Raw genomic sequence first — 17,569 nt, forward strand, 5'->3', positions numbered from 1 at the left:
TCAGCGTCCGGGCCGGAACCGGCGCGTGAAACCCGAGACGATGCCGTGCGCCTCGGGCACGCGAAGAAGCATCGCGCCGCCCATGTACGCCGTGCCGTACACCGCGATCACGGCCACCCCGGCCGCCATCCGGCGCCAGTCGCCGGTTGAGCGCTGCACCAGCAGCGCGAGGACGGCGCTCGCCGCGGCCAGCCCCCACAACGTAATCGTGAACCGGGCCGGCAGTCCGGTCTCGCCGATCCGCGCGTTCAGGCGGCGGCGCAGGAGCGTGAACTCCACCCACGCCGCGAGCCCGGCCGACGCGGAGAGTCCGGCCGCCCCCCAGTGCGGATCGAGCCCGAACCATCGCGGCACGCCGAACGCGAACGTCGCGCCGAGCACCATGGTGAGCGCCACGCGAATCACCGCGAACCGCAGCGGCGTCCGCGTGTCGCGGAGCGCGTAGTAGGTGGACGAATACAGCCGCCCCAGGGTGCCGGCCAGCAGCCCGACGGCCGAGCCGCACAACACGGCCCAGGTGTAGACGGCGTCGATGGCGGTGAAATGCCCGTGCTCGTACACGACGCGGATGAGCACGTCGCCCAGCGTGACGAACGCCACGGCCGACGGCACAACGAGGAAGGCGATCCGCCGCAGTCCGGCGTCGATGCGCGGCCGCAGCGTGCCCCCGGCCTCGTGCTCCTCCGCCGTGGCCCGCGACATCTCGGGCAGCTCGGCGACCGAGATTGCGGCGCCGAACATGCTCACTGGAAGCAGATACAGCGTGTTAGCGAACCCGAAGACCGCGGGCATGCCGATGGGCAGGAAGCTCGTGAGGATCTGGTCGATGAAGCTGCTGATCTGCACCACGCCGCGGCTCACGAAGGCCGGTCCGAAGTTCCGGATGATCTCGCGCACGTTGGTGCTGGTCGCCTCGAACGCCACGCGCAACCGCGGCGCCACCTTCCGCACGGCGGGCAGCTGGACCGCGAACTGGAGCATGCTGCCGCACACCGACGCCCAGGCCATCACCGTGACCACATGCGCCTTGTCAGCCCCCGGTCCCCACCAGAGCAGCGCCACGATCAACGACAGATTCCATGCGATCGGGGCCGTATACGCAATCAAGAATTTTCGATGGCTGTTCAGCACACCGAGGCACCACGCCGACAGCGCCAAGAAGCCGGCCCCCGGAAACAGGATGCGTGTGAGCGTCACGGTCAACGCGCGCCGCGCGCCGCTGAACCCCGGGGCAATGGCGTAGATCAACTGCGGCGCGGCGAGAATGCCCACCAGCACGAACACCGCGATCGTCAGCCCGAGGATCGCCGCCACGGCGCCGGCGACCCGGTCGGCCTCGGCATCCTCGCCGGCACCGAGCAACCGCGCGTAGACCGGCACGAACGCCGCCGAGAGCGCGCCCTCTCCGAACAGATTCTGAAGGGTATTAGGAACCTTGAATGCCGCGGTCCAGGCGTCCGCCGCCACCGTGGTCCCCAGGTACCGCGCGATCAGCGAGTTGCGGATCAGGCCCAGCACCCGCGAGGCCAGGATGCCCGTGGCCACCAGGGCCGCCGCCGCTCCGGTGTGCGTGCGCGGCGCGCGATGGTCCGCCGCCCCGTGGGGCCGCGGTTCACGCACCACGCGCCGCTCCCCCGCTCACCATCCCCGCCGCATGGTCGGCAGCCGCCGTCTGCATCGCGCGCCACAGATCGTCGCCGTGCCGCGCGAGAAACGGAATGAAGTTGAGCGTCCGCTCCTGCCGGTGCCCCTCGGGCCGCGTGAACGCCTGTGCCAGGCGCAGGTCCCGGAGCGCATCGCTCCCCCGGCGCTTGGCTGCCGCCACAACCCGCCGCTCCAGGCGGTCCACGCGGAACGTCAGCTGGCGTTTCGCTCCCTCGAGCACGTCGGGGCGCAGCAGCGCCCCACCGGCCGACGCCGCGTCGGCGTTGCCCACGCCAGCCAATCCCCGGTCGATCGAGCCCCGCAGCACCTCGAGGGCCTGACGGACGGTACCGGGAACCGCCGCGCCCGCCACCCGTCGTTCCAGACCTTCCGCATCCCCCAATTCGTCGAGCCCGATGCCCAGCCGCGCCAGTGCGCGATCCACCGCGGGCTCGACGATGGTGCACGACCACCGCGGCACCGCCAACGGCTGTGGCGCCGCCAGCGCGCTCGCCACCGCCGACACCTGCGCGAAGTAGGCGAGTTCCCCGGGGCCGCCGAGGTAGCATACCGCCGGGAGGATCGCGCGCTCGAGTACCGGGCGCAGCACCACGTTCGGGCTGAGGCGGTCCGGCGCGACCGCCGCGGCCACCGCGGCCGCCTCGCTCAGCGGCACGCGCCGTTTGATGCCCGCCTCGTGCACGAACACCGTGGACAGTCCCGCGACGTGGGCCACCTGGGGATCGAATTGGTGCGCAACCAGCCAGGCGCCGCGCGCTGCCAGCGCGGCGTCGACGGCGGCTGCACGTTCCAACGCCCCGCGTAGCACACCCGCACCCGCATGCCGCACGGCCGCGTGGGACGAGTCGAGCACGGCGATGCCCAGCGGGTCGAGCAGAGCGCGCAGCAGATGCACATACGCGCCGCCCACCGTGGCCCCGTCCGCGTAGGCCGAGGCCGCCGCCTCGTAAGCGGCCGCGTAAGCCATGGACCCGCAGGCCGTCCGCAGCAGTTGGAGCAGCGGCTTCACCGCACCCAGGGGCGCGCCCGCCATCGGCGTGCCCGCCGGCGGTTCCGCGCTCGTAGCCAGCACGCGGACCGCGTCGTTGTCCACGACGGTGGTGTGGTTCGCTTCCGAGTAGTCCGCATCGTCGGTGGCGGCCCAGAACACCGGCGCCGCCGGCACGCCCGTCTCACGCTCGATCGCGTCGGCCATGGCCAGCGCACCGATGGCCTTCGACCAGGTGTACACGGGACCGCCGAACAGCCCCGGCTGTTGTCCTGTCGTCACCACCACGCCGCCGGCGCGCGCCACCCGCTCCAGACGCGCCATGGCAATTCCGGGCGCGCCGAACGCGTCGCGCACTGCCGGCAGCCAGGTTGCCCCGGCGGCACTCCCGATCGCGAGCGCCCTCGCGCGCCAGGCTTCGGCGTCGGCCGGTGCCGGCGGTACGATCGCCGCATCCACGCGGCCCGCCTGCACGGCGCGCGAGAGGGGCGAGCCGCCCAGCGGGTCGGTGACCACACGCGGTTCACTCATCGAATGATCGGGGCGCGCATGTCCACCAAGATAGCGGCCGCGTGTGGACATGGGCCACGTGCCGGCGCCCACGCCTCCGCGATCACTTGTGGTACGGTTCGCCGCGGACGATCGTCCCCGCCCGGTACAGTTGCTCGGACAGCACCAGCCGGGCCATCTCGTGCGGCAGGGTCCACGACGCCAGCGCGAGGCGCTTGGAGGCTCGGTCGCGCAATACGGGCGCCAGGCCGTAGGCTCCGCCGATGACGAACGCGACATCACGCGCCCGCTCGCGCGCTGCCTGGAGGTATCGGGCGAATGCCTCCGATGTCATCGCGTCGCCCCGCTCGTCGCACACCACGAGATCGGCGGCGCCGACTTTGGCCGCGAGACGCTCGCCCTCGCGGGCCAGGACCAGATCGGGGGGCGCCGACCGCGCCGGCTCCTCCCGGACTTCGTGCACCACGAGCGGCCAGTATCGGCCGGCGCGCATCTCGTAGAACGCGATCGCCGCCGCCAGCGCCGCATTGCGCGGCTTGCCGACGGCGGCGAGGATCACCTGCACGCCGCGCGACCGTGCGCCGGGTTCACGCGTACACGCCGCGGAGCCGGTGCACCGTGGCCACACGGCTGATCGCCAGCATGTAGGCCGCCGTGCGCATGTTCACCTTGTGCGTGGTGGAGAGGCGCAGGACGTCGGCGAAGCTGTTCCGCATGATGTCGTTCAGCCGTTCGTTCACCACATCCTCGGTCCAGAAATAGCCGCCGCGGTCCTGCACCCATTCGAAATACGAGACCGTCACGCCGCCGGCGTTGGCCAGGATGTCGGGGATCACAAACACGCCCTTCTCATCCAGAATCTCGTCGGCCTTCGCCGTCGTCGGCCCGTTGGCGCCCTCGCAGATGACTTTTGCGCGGATCTTATCGGCGTTCTTGCTCGTGATCACGTTCTCCAGCGCCGCCGGCACCAGCACGTCCACGTCCAGCGTCAGCAAGTCGGCGTTGGAGATCGCATCGCCTCCTGCGAACTTCTCGAGCGACTTGTGATCCTGTACGTGCTTGATGGCCGCGGCGACGTCGATGCCCGCCTTGTTGTAGTAGGCGCCGGTGCGATCGCTGATCGCTTGGATCTTACACCCTTCTCGCGCCAACAGATCCGCCGCCACCGAACCCACGTTGCCGAAGCCTTGCACGGCCACGGTCGCGCCCTTGATCTCCATCCCGAGATGCTTGAGCGCTTCCTTGATCACGATCATGCACCCGCGCCCGGTTGCTTCCCGGCGGCCCAGCGAGCCGCCCATCTCCACCGGCTTGCCCGTCACCACCGCGGTGACCGTGTGCCGCATGTGCATCGAGTACGTGTCCATCACCCACGCCATCACGCGCTCGTTCGTGTTCACGTCGGGCGCTGGAACGTCGGAGTCCGGCCCCAGGGTGCTCATGATGCCCGAGGTGTAGCGCCGAGTCAGCCGCTCCAGCTCGCCCACGCTCATCTTGAGAGGGTCGCAGATCACGCCCCCCTTGGATCCCCCGAACGGCAGATTGACTACCGCGCACTTCCAGGTCATCCAAGCCGCCAGCGCCTTGACCTCCTCCAGCGTCACGTGTTCGTCGAAGCGAATCCCGCCCTTGGCTGGCCCGCGTGACGTGTTGTACAAGACACGATACCCCGTGTACACCTCGACTTCACCACTGTCGAGCATCACGGGGATCGAGATGATGATCTGTTTCTCAGGATGCCGCAGGACCTTGTACAGCCCGGGCTCGAGGTCGAGCAGTTCCGCCGCGCGATCGAACCGCGACATCATCGCCTCGAAGGGATTGTCCTCGTCGAGAAAGCGGTCCTTGTCGGGACGGACGATTTTATGTGTTGGCAGTCTCAGATCAGTCGCCATGAGAGTCGGATGTGAGTCGGCGCTAGCCGGCGGTTGGAGGGTTGGATCGGGTCGCGGCGGCCGCGGCGTCAATCAGACGCTCCAGGTGTTCCCTCCCCTGGTCGACGGTCAACCGTTGTGAAACATACCATAGCGGCCCGGGACCGGGCCACCGCGGCAATACCTTGACGGCGTCCTTGAGGGTGCAGACGGCCAGGGCGTCGCCGCGCGAGGCCTCCGCGGCCGCCCGCGCCAGTTCCGCGTCGCTGAACGCGTGGTGGTCCGGGAACGCCAGCAGCTCCACGTCGGCCCCGGCGCGGCGCAGCTGCGCGGCGAGCAGTTCGGGTTCCCCGACCCCCGTGATCAGCACGACGCGCCGCCCAACCGCCGCCGACAGCGGGAGCGACGCGCCCGACACGGCCGCCTCGATGGAGGCGGCCTCCAGATGCACCACGGCGCCCGGGGTTCCCGAAATCTCGGTTGCCCCCGCCAGCACCTGGGCCGCCTCGGCGGCGCTCGCCGTCTTCCGGGTCACCACCACAAGGGCTGCCCGGCGCAACGCCGACGGCGGCTCGCGGAACGGCCCCGCCGGCAGCATCCGCCACCCGCGCAGGCCCCGTTCCGCCGAGACGAGCACCACGTCCGCGAGGCGCGTCACTCCCCGGTGCTGGAACGCGTCGTCGAGCACCGCGATCGTGGCTCCGAGTGCGCGGGCCCGCGCTAGCCCGGCCGCCCGGTCGGCTTCGACCACCACCGGAATGGCCGGATTGAGCCGCTCGTGCACTTGCGGCTCGTCGCCGCCATACCCCCGCAGGACGATGGCTGGCGCCGCGCCGCGGCGGGCCAACTCGCCGGCCATCCAGGCCGACACCGGGGTCTTGCCGGTGCCCCCGACGGTCAGATTGCCGACGGCGATCGCCGGGATAGCCCCGGGGCGCACCGGAAGCGCTCCAAGGTCGTACAGGGCGTTCCGGGCCGCCACGACGGCCCGGAAGACGGCCGCGGCGGGCCACAGGCCGAGCCTGGCGGCTCCCGCAGCACCGCCGCGATCGAACCAGAGCCGGTGCAGCATGGAGTCGCTCACGCGCCCCCCGCTGCCCCCGCGGCCACCGCCACGGCCGCGTCCAGCGCCGCCCGGTAGCTCGGCGTCAGGGCGGCGAGGTCGCGCGGATTCCCGGCCGGCGGGCTGATGAAATCGCCGTAGGCGATCGTCACGCGGGCAAACGGCTTCGGAATCGTGAATCGGTCCCAACTCTTCAGGTGCCACGCACGCGAGGCATGGGCGCCGAACGGCACGACCGGCCGGCCGGACCGCTGCGACACGAGGAGCGTTCCCGCGGCGAAGCTGTGGTCCGGCCCCCGCGGTCCATCGGGCGTTATCCCCACGTCGAACCCGGCATCCAACTCCCGCGTCATGCCGACGAGCGCCCGGCTGGCGCCCCGCGTCGTCGAGCCGCGCACGGTGCGGTATCCCAGCGCCTCGGCGATGCGGGCGATCAACTCGCCGTCGCGGTGCTCGCTTATCAGCACACTGATATTCTGCCCCCGGTGCGCCCACAGCTGCGCCAGCAGTTGCCCGTGCCAGATCACGATCAGCACGGGCTCCCGGCGACGCCGCGCTTCCCGGAGGGCGGCATCATGCACGTAGCGCACGCGCCACGTACGCGCCAACAACCACACCACGGCGACCCCCAGACGCGCGGTCCACCGCGTGCGCCAATCCGCCGCGCTGCGATCGCTCATCGCCGACCAGGGGTTGCGGCCAGCGCCGCCGCCATGTCGGCCACCCGCCCTGCGGCGCCCGCCGTGCCCAGCGCCCCGCGCACCTCGGCCAGCCCGGCCAGCATGGCATCCCGCCCCGGATCGCCGCGTCGCAACAGCGGCTCCAGCGCGTCGGCCACCGCTGCCGGACGCAACGCGCTCTGCACGAACTCGGGTGCCAGCTCGCGCCCCGCAACCACGTTCACCAGTCCGATGTGCGGGATGCGCACCAGCCGCCGGGCGAGGGCGTAGGTGACCCTGCTCGTGCGGTACGCCACGACCAGCGGGCAACCGGCCACCGCGGCTTCGAGCGTGGTCGTCCCACTCTTGCACATCGCGGCGTCGGCCGCGCGCAGCACGGTGAACGACGCCCCGCGCACCATGGGGTACGGGCACTGGCCGGTATCGAGGTTCACCGTGGGCGCGACGCTCACGACCACCTGTAGACGCGGGTCGCGAAGGCGCAGTTCGTCGGCCACCCGCACGAAATCGTCGAGGTGCCGCAGGATCTCCTGCGCCCGGCTGCCCGGAAAGAGCGCGAGCATCGGAGCGTCGGCCCGCACGCCGAGCGAGGCGCGCGCCTCGGCCTGGCTCGGCAGGGCCGCCACCCGGTCGAGCAGGGGGTGTCCCACGAACGTCGCGTCGATTCCGTGCTCGGCCAATAGGGCCTGCTCGAACGGCAGGATGACCGCCGCCTTCGTCACCCACCGGGCCAGCTTGTCCAGACGCCCTGCGCCCCATGCCCAGACCTGCGGCGTGATGTAGTACAGCACCGGGACACCGGCGTCGGCCGCCGCCCTGGCGACCTTCATGTTGAATCCTGGATAGTCGATCAGGATGACCAGCGCCACGCGGCCCGACCGGATGCGCGCTTCGAGTTGCCGCAGCAGCGCCCAGTGCTTGGGCACGTGGCGCAGCACCTCGACGAACCCCATCACCGCCAATTGGTCGGCGTGTTCGAGCAACGCGACGCCGGCCTCGCGCATCTGATCTCCGCCGATGCCGACGAGCGCGAAGGGCGCACCTCGCGCCTTGAGTTCGCGGGCCACCCCGGAGGCGTGCAGGTCGCCGGAGGCCTCCCCGGCGACGAACACGATCTCACGCACGCGCGTGGTCTCCGGCGCCTTTGAGCGCCGGCAGCGTCCGTTCGATCTCGCCCACGATGCGCAGCGCCACGGCCAGCGCCTCGCGCCCATCGTGGCCGCTCACGACCACCGGTGCCGTGCCGCGCACCGCCTCCAGGAAGCTCTCGAATTCGAGCCGCAAGGGCTCCCCTTCAGGCGCCTCCAACGGCACACGTTCCACGAACGCGTCCACCGACGCCGCGGCCTTGGCCAGCGCCGCGAGATCCACGTCGGTGCGCAACCGATAGAACTCCCCCACGCCGGCCGCCAGGTCGAGCGACAGATACCCGCTCCCCTGGAAGATGCGCAGCTTGCGCATCCGGTCGCGCGACACGCGGCTGGCCGTGATGTTGGCCACCGCCCCCGACGCGAATTCGATGCGCGCGTTGGCGATGTCCACGAATGGTGTGAGCACGGGAATGCCCACCGCCGTCAGCCCCGACACGCCGCTCCCCACGAGCGTGCGCACCAGGTCGATGTCGTGGATCATCAGGTCGAGCACCACGGCTACGTCGGATCCGCGTGGATTGAACGGCGCCAGCCGGTCACTCTCGATGAACCGGGGCGCTTCGACGTACGGCAGAGCCGCGCGGATCGCGCGATTGAACCGTTCCACGTGGCCGATCTGGATGAGCGCCCCGGTGCGCTTGGCGGTCGCCACCAGTTCGTCCGCTTCGGCCAGCGTGGCGGCGATCGGCTTCTCGATCAGCAGGTGCTTGCCACGTTCCAGCGCCGTCTTGGCCACGGCGAAATGGGCTGGCGTGGGGACGACGACCGTCGCTGCGTCCACAACGTCGAGCAGTGCGTCGATGCTCGGGAACGCCGGAACACCCAGCTCCTTGGTCACGTGGGCCGCCCGCGCCGCATTGGCTTCGTAGAATCCGGCAAACGCCACGCCCGGCATCTCGCGCATGATGCGCACGTGATGGAATCCGAGCGCCCCGGCCCCAATCACTCCCACACGGATATCGCTCACACCACCACTCCCCGGTCGCTCTCGTCGAAGAATTGCAGGAACGCCTCGACCTCCGGGAACATCTGGAGGTCGGTCCGTGCCTTGGCTCGCGCCTGCGACACGTTCAGTTCGGATTTGAAGAACATGCGGTACGCCCGCTTCAGTTCCCGCACCACCGGCTCGGAAAAATTGTTGCGCTGCAGCCCAATGCTGTTCAGTCCGAACAATTTGATCGGGTTGCCCACGGCCTTCACGTATGGCGGGACGTCCTTGGCGATCCGCGAACACCCCCCCACGAATGAATAGGCGCCGATCTTCACGAACTGGTGCGCCGCGCTCTGACCCGACACGATCGCCCGGTCGTGGACGGTCACGTGCCCCGCGAATTGCACGTTGTTGCCCAGGATCACGTTGTTCCCGATGTGGCAGTCGTGCGCCAGGTGGACGTACGACATCACGAAGCAGTCGCGCCCCACCGTCGTCTTGTAACTCTGGCTCGTGCCTCGATTGATCGTCACATACTCGCGGATCACCGTATTCTCGCCGACTTCGACGGTGGTCCGTTCGCCCTTGAACTTGAGGTCCTGAGGCGCGCCACCGAGGATCGACCCGATCCCCACCGTGACGCGGGGGGCCAGCGTGACGTGCCGCTCCAACACCGTGCGCGCGGCGAGCTTGCAGCCGTCGCCGATGACGCAGTCCTCGCCCACGATCGCCCAGGGTCCGATCTCGACGCCGCGGCCGAGCTTCACGCCGGGATCGACGATCGCTGTTGGATGGATGATCGCGCTCATTTGTCGCGCACCATGGCGCCCATCTCCGCTTCCGCCACCATTTCTCCGTCCACCCTGGCCACGCCTTTCATTTTGCACATCGCGCCGCGGATCTGAACCACGTCGAGTTCGAACCGCAACTGGTCGCCCGGACGCACGGGCCGCCTCCACTTCACGTGGTCCAGCGACGTGAAATACACGACCTTGTTCTGCGGGTCCGGGAACGTGCCCATCAAGAGCATGCCCCCCACCTGCGCCATGGCTTCGATGATCAGCACCCCCGGCATGATCGGATGGCCCGGGAAGTGTCCCTGGAAGAACGGCTCGTTGATCGTGACGTTCTTGAGTCCCACGATGCGCTTCCGCGGCTCCATCTCCAGAATGCGATCCACCAACAGGAACGGATACCGGTGCGGCAGCACCTTGATGATGTCGTCGATCTCCAGCACGGTCGTCTCCTTCTTGAGCGCCTCACGCATCGCCCGCACGAGCTTCACGGTGCCGCGGTGGCTCGGCTTCACAGCCACCACGCGCGCCCTCACCCGCGCCCCGGCGAGCGCCAGATCTCCCACACAGTCCAGCGCCTTGTGGCGCACGAATTCATCGGACCACCGCAAGACGTTATCCACCACCGCCGACTCGTCCAGCACCACCGTATTCTGGGTCGACGCCCCGCGAATCAGCCCCATCGCCCGCAGCGGCTCCACCTCACGCGTGAAGCCGAAGGTGCGCGCCGATGCCAGCTCAGAAACGAACACCGATTCGTTCACCCCCGACGCCCACCGCTGCCGCCCGATCAGCGGATGCGGAAAGTCGATCGTCACGTCCAGCTCCAGATCCGAGGCCGGGTACGCCTCGTACACCGAGTCGCCGTCGGCTACCCGCACCGCCTGGCGCAATTCCCAAAACTGGACGATTCCGGGCTGCGGCGCGATGCCTGCCCGTTTGAGTGCCTCCACGAACGGCGCCGCGCTGCCGTCCACGATCGGCGGCTCCGGTCCGTCCAGGTCGATGATCACGTCGTCGATGCCAAGCGCCCCCACCGCCGCCAGCACGTGCTCCACCGTGTGCACCGACACCGGGTCCTCGCCGATCTGGGTGCGGCGGTCGCTGAGCACCGCGGTATCGACGGTGGCTGCGATCAGCGGCTCGCCGGGCAGATCGGTACGCCGGAACGCGACGCCCTGCCCACTCGGCGCCGGCTGGAACGTCAGCCGGCAGGCAACGCCGAGGTGAAGCCCCACGCCCTCCATGCTCACTGGCCTGGCGACCGTGCGCCGCCTCACGCGTCTTCCTCGGACCGCGCCAGCAGCCGCTCGATGCGTCGTAGCAGGCCGGGCAGCTTGAACATCGCGGCCTGCGCGCGGAGCGCTTCCTTGTGCGGCCGAGCCGGGTAGCCCGACCAGGTCTCTCCGGCCGGGATGTCACCGAATACGCCGGCCTGCGCGGCCAGCGTCGCCCCCGCGCCGATCGTGAGGTGGCCCGCCACCCCTACCTGTCCGGCCAGGATGCACCCGTCTTCGATGTGCGCCGATCCGGCAACGCCCACCTGCGCCATGAGCAGGCACAACCGGCCGATCCGGACGTTGTGCCCCACCTGCACCAGATTGTCGAGCTTCGTTCCAGCGCCTATGACCGTGTCGTCGATGCTCCCGCGATCGATCGTCGAATTGGCGCCGATCTCGACGTCGTCCTCGAGAATGCATCCGCCCACGTGCGGGATCTTCTCGTGGCGGTCGCCGCGGAACACATACCCGAACCCGTCGGCGCCGATCCGGCCCCCCGACTGCACGATCACACGCCGGCCCAGTTGCGCATTGGCATACACGGTCACGCCGGCGTAGAGCTGCACGTCGTCGCCCAAACGCGCGCCCGCCCCCACAACGGTCTGCGCACCGACCGTCACGCGATCGCCGAGCATGGCCCCGGGTTCGATCACCGCGTACGGTCCGATGCTCGGCGCCTCGCCGATCCGCACGCCGGAGCCGATGATCGCCGTGGGATGGATGCCGGGCGTCCGCCCCGGCGCCCGATAGAACCGTGGGATGAGCGACAGCAACGCGTCGTGTGGCTTCGCGACCACGATACGCGCCCCCGCCGCCGACGGCAGCCCCGCCAGCTCCGGCGTCACGAGCACGACGCCGGCTGCCGACGACTCCAGGAACGGCGCGTACTTCGCCGACGCGCAGAAGCTCAACTCGTCGGCCCGCGCACGGTCGAGCGGGGCGATGGCGCGCACCACCACCGCCGCGTCGCCCTTCAATTCACCGTGGACCAACTGGGCGACGTCAGCCGCGGTGAGAACGAGTCCGTCCTCACCGCCTCCGCCACGCGCCGCCCGCTCCGCCGTCACTCGTTGGGTGGGGTGTCCAGCTTCTTGATCGCCTTGGCGGCCGAGTCCCTCTTGGCGGCCGCGGCGATTTTCAACCGGGCGATCACCTTGTCGGTGATGTCGAGGTTCTTGTCCGAACTCAGCACCGCCTGCGAATCGATGATCAGCTCGTAGCCGTTGTCGACTCGGACCTTGTCGAGCATGTCGCGCACGGCCTGCATCACGGGGCCCATCAGCTCGGTCTGCCGCGACTGGGCCTGCTGATTGATCGCGCTCTGACGGTCGGCGTACTCCTGCTGCTTGGCCTGGATGGCCTTCTGCCGCGCCTGCTTGGCCGCGTCGGTCAGCGTCGCTTCGGCCTTCTGGTAGTCGCTGATCATCGTCTGGATGCTCGCGCTGAGCGTGCTCAACTCGGTGGTCCAGGCGGCCGATTCGGCGTTGTATGTCGACTCTGCCTGGGCGCGCCCCGGCGCCACGTCGAGCAGGGCCTGCGTGTTCACGTAGACGATCTTGGGTACCGCCGGCTGCTGGGCGCGGGTCGGCATCGCGCCGAGCACGAGGCCGGCGGCCGCGATGGTCGTCGCACGAAAAATGGAATTCATGAGCGCTCCGTTTAGTAGAACTGACCGAACTTGAAGTGAACCTGCCATTTGGGCGCCTTGACCCCGTTGGCGTCCACACGATCCAACCCATACCCCAGATCGATTCCGAGCGGCCCGAGCGGCGTCACCACCGACCCGCCCACGCCTACGCCGCGAAACAGGCGCGTGGGGTTGAAATCGGCCGGCCGCGCAAAGACGTTTCCCCCGTCGTAGAACGCGTCCAGGAAGAGCTGCTGGCTCACCCGGATTCCCAACTGCGCCGTCGCGCTGAAGAACGCATTGCCGAACGAAGCGCGCTGCGCCGAGTACTGGCTGGTCGCGTCCACGTAGCCCAGTGGCGTGATCGAGAATTCGTTGTAGCCGCGGAGCGGTTCCCCATACTGCACGCCGCCCATCGAGAATGCCTGCGACACGAAGAACGGCCCCGGGTTTCCGAAGATCGCTCCCCATAATGTGGAGAGGCCCAACACCACCGGCATCCCCGAGCCCATCGCCGGCCCCGCGCCCACGGTCCCGATCGTAGCATAGGACCGCATCTCGCCGGTCGCGCGCGTGAATGTCGCCGACCCGCCCAGCGGCCCCCCGTTGTACTGAACACTGAACGACTCATGCACGCCCGAAGTCGGGAACGGCATGCCCAGTCGCGTGTCGTGATCGAGCGTGGCCCCCAGACTGGACCGGAAACAGGTCGCCGATTGCCCTGACGCGTTGGTACACGCCGAGATCGTGCCCACGAGCCCGTCGTTTCCGTACTTCACCGACTCGGCGCCGTAGTTGAGGAACAGCCGCGTGAAGCGGGAACCGCGAACCGGTAGGCCAAACTGGATCTGCGCGCCCGTCGTCGTACTCTGCCCGATGTTCTGGATCGTGAACCGCGACTGGGAATGGTACGCGGTGAGGGTGCCGGAGTAGTTGGACTCCTCGATCGCCGGATCCGTGTACGAGACGTTGAAGTCGTTGATGTACTGCCCCTTCTGCCACTGGATCGAGCCCTTCTTGCACTTGCCGAACAGATTCGGCTGGTCGAATCCGATGAACCCGCCGAGCCCGGTGCCCTGACCCACCGACGCGCCGAAGTTGACGTTCCCCGTGCGCTTCTCTTTGACGTTGAACGTGATGTTCACGTCCCCCTGGTCGTCGGCCTGGGCCACTTGCGGCTCGGGCAACGGCGAGTCGAAGAACCCAAGGTTGGAGATGTTCTGGTAGCTCTGGATGAGGCGCGACTTGTTGAACACGTCGCCGGGGACCACCATCAGTTGCCGCCGGATGCAGGTCTCGTTGGTGATGTCGTTACCGGCGATGTCCACCCGGTTGATGATCGCCGGCGATCCTTCCTGGATCTCCCACCGCAGGTTGACAGTGGGGGCGGAGTCAGCCGAGATCGACCGCTCGACAACCGGATTGATCTGGGCGTACAGGTACCCCTCGTCGGCATACGCGTCCTGCACCTTCCCTGTTGCCGCCTGCCATTCGGACCGGTCGAAGATCGTCCGGTCCTGGTTGGCGCCGCGATGCAGCATCCCCTTGAGCGTCTCCATCAGCGTCTTCGGACGCGGCGTGAACGGATATAGCGTGGCGATCTGCTGGCTGGAGAATTGCCGCGCCCCCTCCACCGAGAAATCTCCCACGTGGTACTGGGGGCCCTCCTTCACCTCGAGGCTCACCATCGCCTTGCCCGCCTTCCGATCGAGCAGCGTGGTGTCCTTGATCACCTGCATGTCGATGAACCCGTGGTCGGCGTACAGCCCCGGAACGTGCTCGGTGATGTCGGTGGCCAGCTTGGCGTTGTCCAGCTCGCCCTTGTCCCAGAAGAAGAATCCTTCGGGTTTCGTGTCCATGGCCCCGACGATCTGTTTGGCGCTGATCGCCTTGTTCCCCGTGACGCGAACGCCGGACACGGCCGTGCGGTGCCCCTCGTCGATGTGGAACATGATCCGGGCCGATGCGCTGTCCACGTACGTCGTCTCGGCACGCACCTCCGCCACGGCGTACCCGGCGGCTTCGTAGACCGAGTCGATCTTCACGATGGTCTGGGTCACCTGCGCGGGATCGATCGGCCGACCGACGAGTAGGTCCACCTGGTCGCGCACCGTGCTCGGCGAAACCTTGTTCGCTCCCTGGACGTCCACGTCGATCAGCATCGGGCGTTCCTTGAGCTGGAACACGAGCATCGACTTGCCTCCGGGGAGCGGCTCGCAGAGCGCCCGCACGTCCTGGAACTGCAGGGTACCATACAGCGCCTTCACGGCGCGCTGCAGGGCCCGGTAGTTCAGGGTCGCCCCCGTGGTGATCCCGGCGTCGCTACGCAGCAGCGCATCCCCGAGGCGGGTATTGCCTCGGAATGCGATGGAATCCGGTTGTGAACACGCCCCGACCGCGCTGGCGTCCTGCGCGGCCGCCGCGGATGCCGTCGCGAGGAGGGCGATGAAAGGTAGGACCAGTCTACGCATGGGAATCCTAAATATACACAATGCGGCCGGCCTGGCCCGGAAGGGGTCGGCCGGCCGTGGCGGTGCGGATTATGCCTTGGTCGTGCCCGTCAATACCCGAAAATCCAGTTTGGTTCCATCGGGCGCGACGTCCACTTCCAGTTCCTCTCCGCGCGAGAACTCACCAAGGAGAATCTTCTCCGACAGCGGGTCCTCGATGTACCGCTGAATGGCGCGCTTCAGGGGGCGCGCGCCGTAACTCTCGTCGTACCCGTGCTTCACCAAGAAATCGGTTCCCGCGTCGGTGAGGCTCAGCGTCAACTCCTCCTCGCTCAGCCGCTTCCGCACGTCCTTCAACATCACCTGGACGATCTGCGCGATATGCGTGCGATCCAGCGGATGGAACACGATCACGTCGTCCAGCCGGTTCAGGAATTCGGGATTGAACACGTTCTTCAACTCCTCCCGCACCCGCTCGGCAATCCGGTCGAAATTCGACTGGACGTCCCCCACGGCGAATCCCAGCGCCTTGCCTTTCGTGATGTCCCGCGCCCCGACGTTCGAGGTCATGATCACCACGGTGTTCTTGAAGTCGATCACCCGCCCGTAGTTGTCGGTAAGATGACCTTCGTCCAGCACCTGGAGCAGGATGTTGAACACATCGGGGTGCGCCTTCTCGATCTCGTCGAGGAGGATCACGCTATACGGCTTGCGACGCACGGCCTTGGTGAGCGTGCCCGAATCCTCGTACCCCACGTACCCTGGCGGCGCGCCGATCAGCCGCGACACGGAGAACTTCTCCATGTACTCGCTCATGTCCACGCGAACCAGCGCCTGCTGGTCGGCGAACAGGAACTTGGCCAGCGCTCGCGCCAACTCCGTCTTGCCCACGCCCGTGGGGCCGCTGAAGATGAACGATCCGATCGGCCGATTGGGATCCTTGAGGCCCGCCCGGCTGCGCCGGATCGAGCGCGCCAGGGCCCGGATTGCTTCGTCCTGGCCGATGACCGATTCGTGCAGTTCGTCCTCCATCCGCAGCAGACGCGTCGTCTCGGCTTCCTGGAGCCGCGTGACCGGGATGCCCGTCCACCGGCTGACGATGAACGCGATCTCTTCCTCGCCGAGCACCGGGCGGTACGACTGGCGCCGCTTCTCCCATGCTTCCTGCTTCTGTCGGATGTCGCCCTGCAGTTCGCGTTCCTGGTCGCGGAGGCCGGCCGCGCGCTCGAAATTCTGGTCGCGCACCGCAGCTTCCTTGTCGGCGCTCACCTTTTCCAGCGCCTGTTTCAGTTCCGCCACTTCCGGCGGCGGCGCCTGTGCCGCCAGCCGCGCCCGCGCCCCCGCCTCGTCAATCACGTCGATTGCCTTGTCGGGCAGGAAACGGTCGGTGATGTAGCGCTCCGACAGCTTGGCCGCCGCCGTCAGCGTCGGATCGGGGATCGTCACGTGGTGGTGATCCTCGTACTTCTGGCGCAGCCCCTTGAGGATCTCGATCGTCTCGTCCACCGTCGGCGGATCGACGATCACCGTCTGGAACCGGCGCTCGAGCGCGCCGTCCTTCTCGATGTACTTGCGGTACTCGTTCAGCGTCGAGGCGCCCACGCACTGCAACTCCCCGCGGGCCAGCGCCGGCTTGAGCATGTTGCTCGCGTCGATGGCGCCTTCGGCCGCCCCCGCCCCCACCAGCGTGTGCAGTTCGTCAATGAACAGGATCACGTTCTTGTTCTGCGCGATCTCGTTCATCACCGCCTTGAGGCGCTCCTCGAACTGGCCGCGATACTTGGTGCCGGCGATCACCGCCGCCATGTCGAGCGACAGCACCCGGTTCTCCCGCAGCGACTCCGGGCACTCGCTGTTCGCGATCAGCTGCGCGAGCCCCTCGACGATCGCCGTCTTGCCCACCCCAGGCTCACCGATCAGCACCGGATTGTTCTTCTTGCGGCGCGTCAGCACTTCCATGACGCGCTGGATCTCCTTGGCGCGGCCGATCGTCGGATCGAGTTGCCCCTCCGCCGCCAGCTGCGTGAGGTCGCGGCAGAAGTGGTCGAGCGCCGGCGTCTTGGACTTCTTGTCGCCTTTGGGCGCCGCCGTCTGCGGCTGCGGGCCAGTGCCCTGCTGGGCCGTCGCTCCCGCCTGCACGTCGGTGCCCAGAATGCGGAGCGTCTCGGCGCGCGCCGCTTCGAGGCTCACCCCCGCCTCGCTCAGCACCTGGGCGGCGATCCCCTTCTCCTCGCGGAGAAGCCCGAGCAGCAGATGTTCGGTGCCCACATAACTGTGGTTCAACTCGCGCGCTTCGGCCATCGCCAACTCGAGCACCTTCTTGGCACGCGAGGTGTACGGCAGATCCGGCCCTGTGGCCTGGACGGCCTTCCCCTTGCGCACCGTGTCCTCGATCTTCTGCTGCACCTCATCGAGTTCGACGTTGAGGTTCTGCAGCACCGTGGCCGCCACGCCCTCGCCCTCGCGAATGAGACCGAGCAGGATGTGCTCGGTGCCCACGTATTCGTGATGCAGACGCGCGGCTTCCTCGCGTGCCATTGCGAGGACTTTCCTGAC

Annotated in this window: 14 protein-coding genes; all 14 read right to left on the minus strand. The window is 68.4% G+C overall.

What is annotated here, in order from left to right; all coding sequences use genetic code 11:
* The 14 genes from murJ to VNF92_06595 all read right to left on the minus strand — a co-directional run bounded on the left by murJ (position 1) and on the right by VNF92_06595 (position 17,551).
* Positions 1-1,620 carry a murein biosynthesis integral membrane protein MurJ gene (gene murJ, locus VNF92_06530; protein HVA57528.1) on the minus strand — a complete coding sequence of 540 codons (1,620 nt, stop codon included), beginning with the start codon at positions 1,618-1,620 and terminating at the stop codon, positions 1-3.
* On the minus strand, positions 1,613-3,184 hold the full coding sequence (bshC, locus tag VNF92_06535) for a bacillithiol biosynthesis BshC (protein HVA57529.1): 1,572 nt from the start codon (positions 3,182-3,184) through the stop codon (positions 1,613-1,615). Before bshC ends, murJ begins: the two co-directional genes overlap by 8 nt.
* 82 nt (positions 3,185-3,266) lie before the next feature.
* Positions 3,267-3,722 (minus strand): 23S rRNA (pseudouridine(1915)-N(3))-methyltransferase RlmH, encoded by a 456-nt coding sequence (locus VNF92_06540; protein HVA57530.1) that lies wholly within the window; start codon positions 3,720-3,722, stop codon positions 3,267-3,269.
* 28 nt (positions 3,723-3,750) lie between these two features.
* Positions 3,751-5,058, minus strand: a complete 1,308-nt coding sequence (locus VNF92_06545; protein ID HVA57531.1) for a Glu/Leu/Phe/Val dehydrogenase — start codon at positions 5,056-5,058, stop codon at positions 3,751-3,753.
* Positions 5,059-5,080: 22 nt separating this feature from the next.
* A complete protein-coding gene (gene lpxK / locus VNF92_06550) occupies positions 5,081-6,121 on the minus strand; it encodes a tetraacyldisaccharide 4'-kinase (GenBank protein ID HVA57532.1) in 1,041 nt (346 codons plus the stop codon).
* On the minus strand, positions 6,118-6,780 hold the full coding sequence (locus VNF92_06555) for a lysophospholipid acyltransferase family protein (protein ID HVA57533.1): 663 nt from the start codon (positions 6,778-6,780) through the stop codon (positions 6,118-6,120). Before VNF92_06555 ends, lpxK begins: the two co-directional genes overlap by 4 nt.
* On the minus strand, positions 6,777-7,904 hold the full coding sequence (lpxB, locus tag VNF92_06560) for a lipid-A-disaccharide synthase (protein HVA57534.1): 1,128 nt from the start codon (positions 7,902-7,904) through the stop codon (positions 6,777-6,779). Before lpxB ends, VNF92_06555 begins: the two co-directional genes overlap by 4 nt.
* Positions 7,897-8,898, minus strand: a complete 1,002-nt coding sequence (locus VNF92_06565) for a Gfo/Idh/MocA family oxidoreductase (protein HVA57535.1) — start codon at positions 8,896-8,898, stop codon at positions 7,897-7,899. The genes lpxB and VNF92_06565 overlap by 8 nt, the downstream gene beginning before the upstream one ends.
* A complete protein-coding gene (gene lpxA, locus VNF92_06570) occupies positions 8,895-9,671 on the minus strand; it encodes an acyl-ACP--UDP-N-acetylglucosamine O-acyltransferase (protein ID HVA57536.1) in 777 nt (258 codons plus the stop codon). Before lpxA ends, VNF92_06565 begins: the two co-directional genes overlap by 4 nt.
* Positions 9,668-10,936, minus strand: coding sequence for a bifunctional UDP-3-O-[3-hydroxymyristoyl] N-acetylglucosamine deacetylase/3-hydroxyacyl-ACP dehydratase (locus tag VNF92_06575; protein ID HVA57537.1), 1,269 nt, complete (start codon positions 10,934-10,936; stop codon positions 9,668-9,670). The genes lpxA and VNF92_06575 overlap by 4 nt, the downstream gene beginning before the upstream one ends.
* Complete coding sequence (lpxD, locus tag VNF92_06580; protein ID HVA57538.1) at positions 10,933-12,003, minus strand: UDP-3-O-(3-hydroxymyristoyl)glucosamine N-acyltransferase; 1,071 nt, start codon at positions 12,001-12,003, stop codon at positions 10,933-10,935. The genes VNF92_06575 and lpxD overlap by 4 nt, the downstream gene beginning before the upstream one ends.
* Positions 12,000-12,584, minus strand: a complete 585-nt coding sequence (locus VNF92_06585; GenBank protein ID HVA57539.1) for an OmpH family outer membrane protein — start codon at positions 12,582-12,584, stop codon at positions 12,000-12,002. Before VNF92_06585 ends, lpxD begins: the two co-directional genes overlap by 4 nt.
* Positions 12,585-12,595: 11 nt before the next feature.
* The gene (gene bamA / locus VNF92_06590; protein ID HVA57540.1) at positions 12,596-15,034 is read right to left on the minus strand and encodes an outer membrane protein assembly factor BamA; all 2,439 of its coding nucleotides are present in this window, start codon (positions 15,032-15,034) and stop codon (positions 12,596-12,598) included.
* A gap of 69 nt (positions 15,035-15,103) precedes the next feature.
* On the minus strand, positions 15,104-17,551 hold the full coding sequence (locus VNF92_06595) for an ATP-dependent Clp protease ATP-binding subunit (protein HVA57541.1): 2,448 nt from the start codon (positions 17,549-17,551) through the stop codon (positions 15,104-15,106).
* Between the last annotated feature and the right edge of the window lie 18 nt (positions 17,552-17,569).

This window comes from Gemmatimonadaceae bacterium, from assembly GCA_035533015.1.
Classification (GTDB): Bacteria; Gemmatimonadota; Gemmatimonadetes; order Gemmatimonadales; family Gemmatimonadaceae; genus JAGWRI01.

Bases quoted from the DNA above. Each gene is read 5' to 3' on its own strand.
- bshC (HVA57529.1), bottom strand. From the start codon at position 3,184: ATGAGTGAACCGCGTGTGGTCACCGACCCGCTGGGCGGCTCGCCCCTC.
- VNF92_06545 (HVA57531.1), bottom strand. From the start codon at position 5,058: ATGGCGACTGATCTGAGACTGCCAACACATAAAATCGTCCGTCCCGAC.
- VNF92_06555 (HVA57533.1), bottom strand. From the start codon at position 6,780: ATGAGCGATCGCAGCGCGGCGGATTGGCGCACGCGGTGGACCGCGCGT.
- lpxA (HVA57536.1), bottom strand. From the start codon at position 9,671: ATGAGCGCGATCATCCATCCAACAGCGATCGTCGATCCCGGCGTGAAG.
- VNF92_06585 (HVA57539.1), bottom strand. From the start codon at position 12,584: ATGAATTCCATTTTTCGTGCGACGACCATCGCGGCCGCCGGCCTCGTG.
- bamA (HVA57540.1), bottom strand. From the start codon at position 15,034: ATGCGTAGACTGGTCCTACCTTTCATCGCCCTCCTCGCGACGGCATCC.
- VNF92_06595 (HVA57541.1), bottom strand. From the start codon at position 17,551: ATGGCACGCGAGGAAGCCGCGCGTCTGCATCACGAATACGTGGGCACC.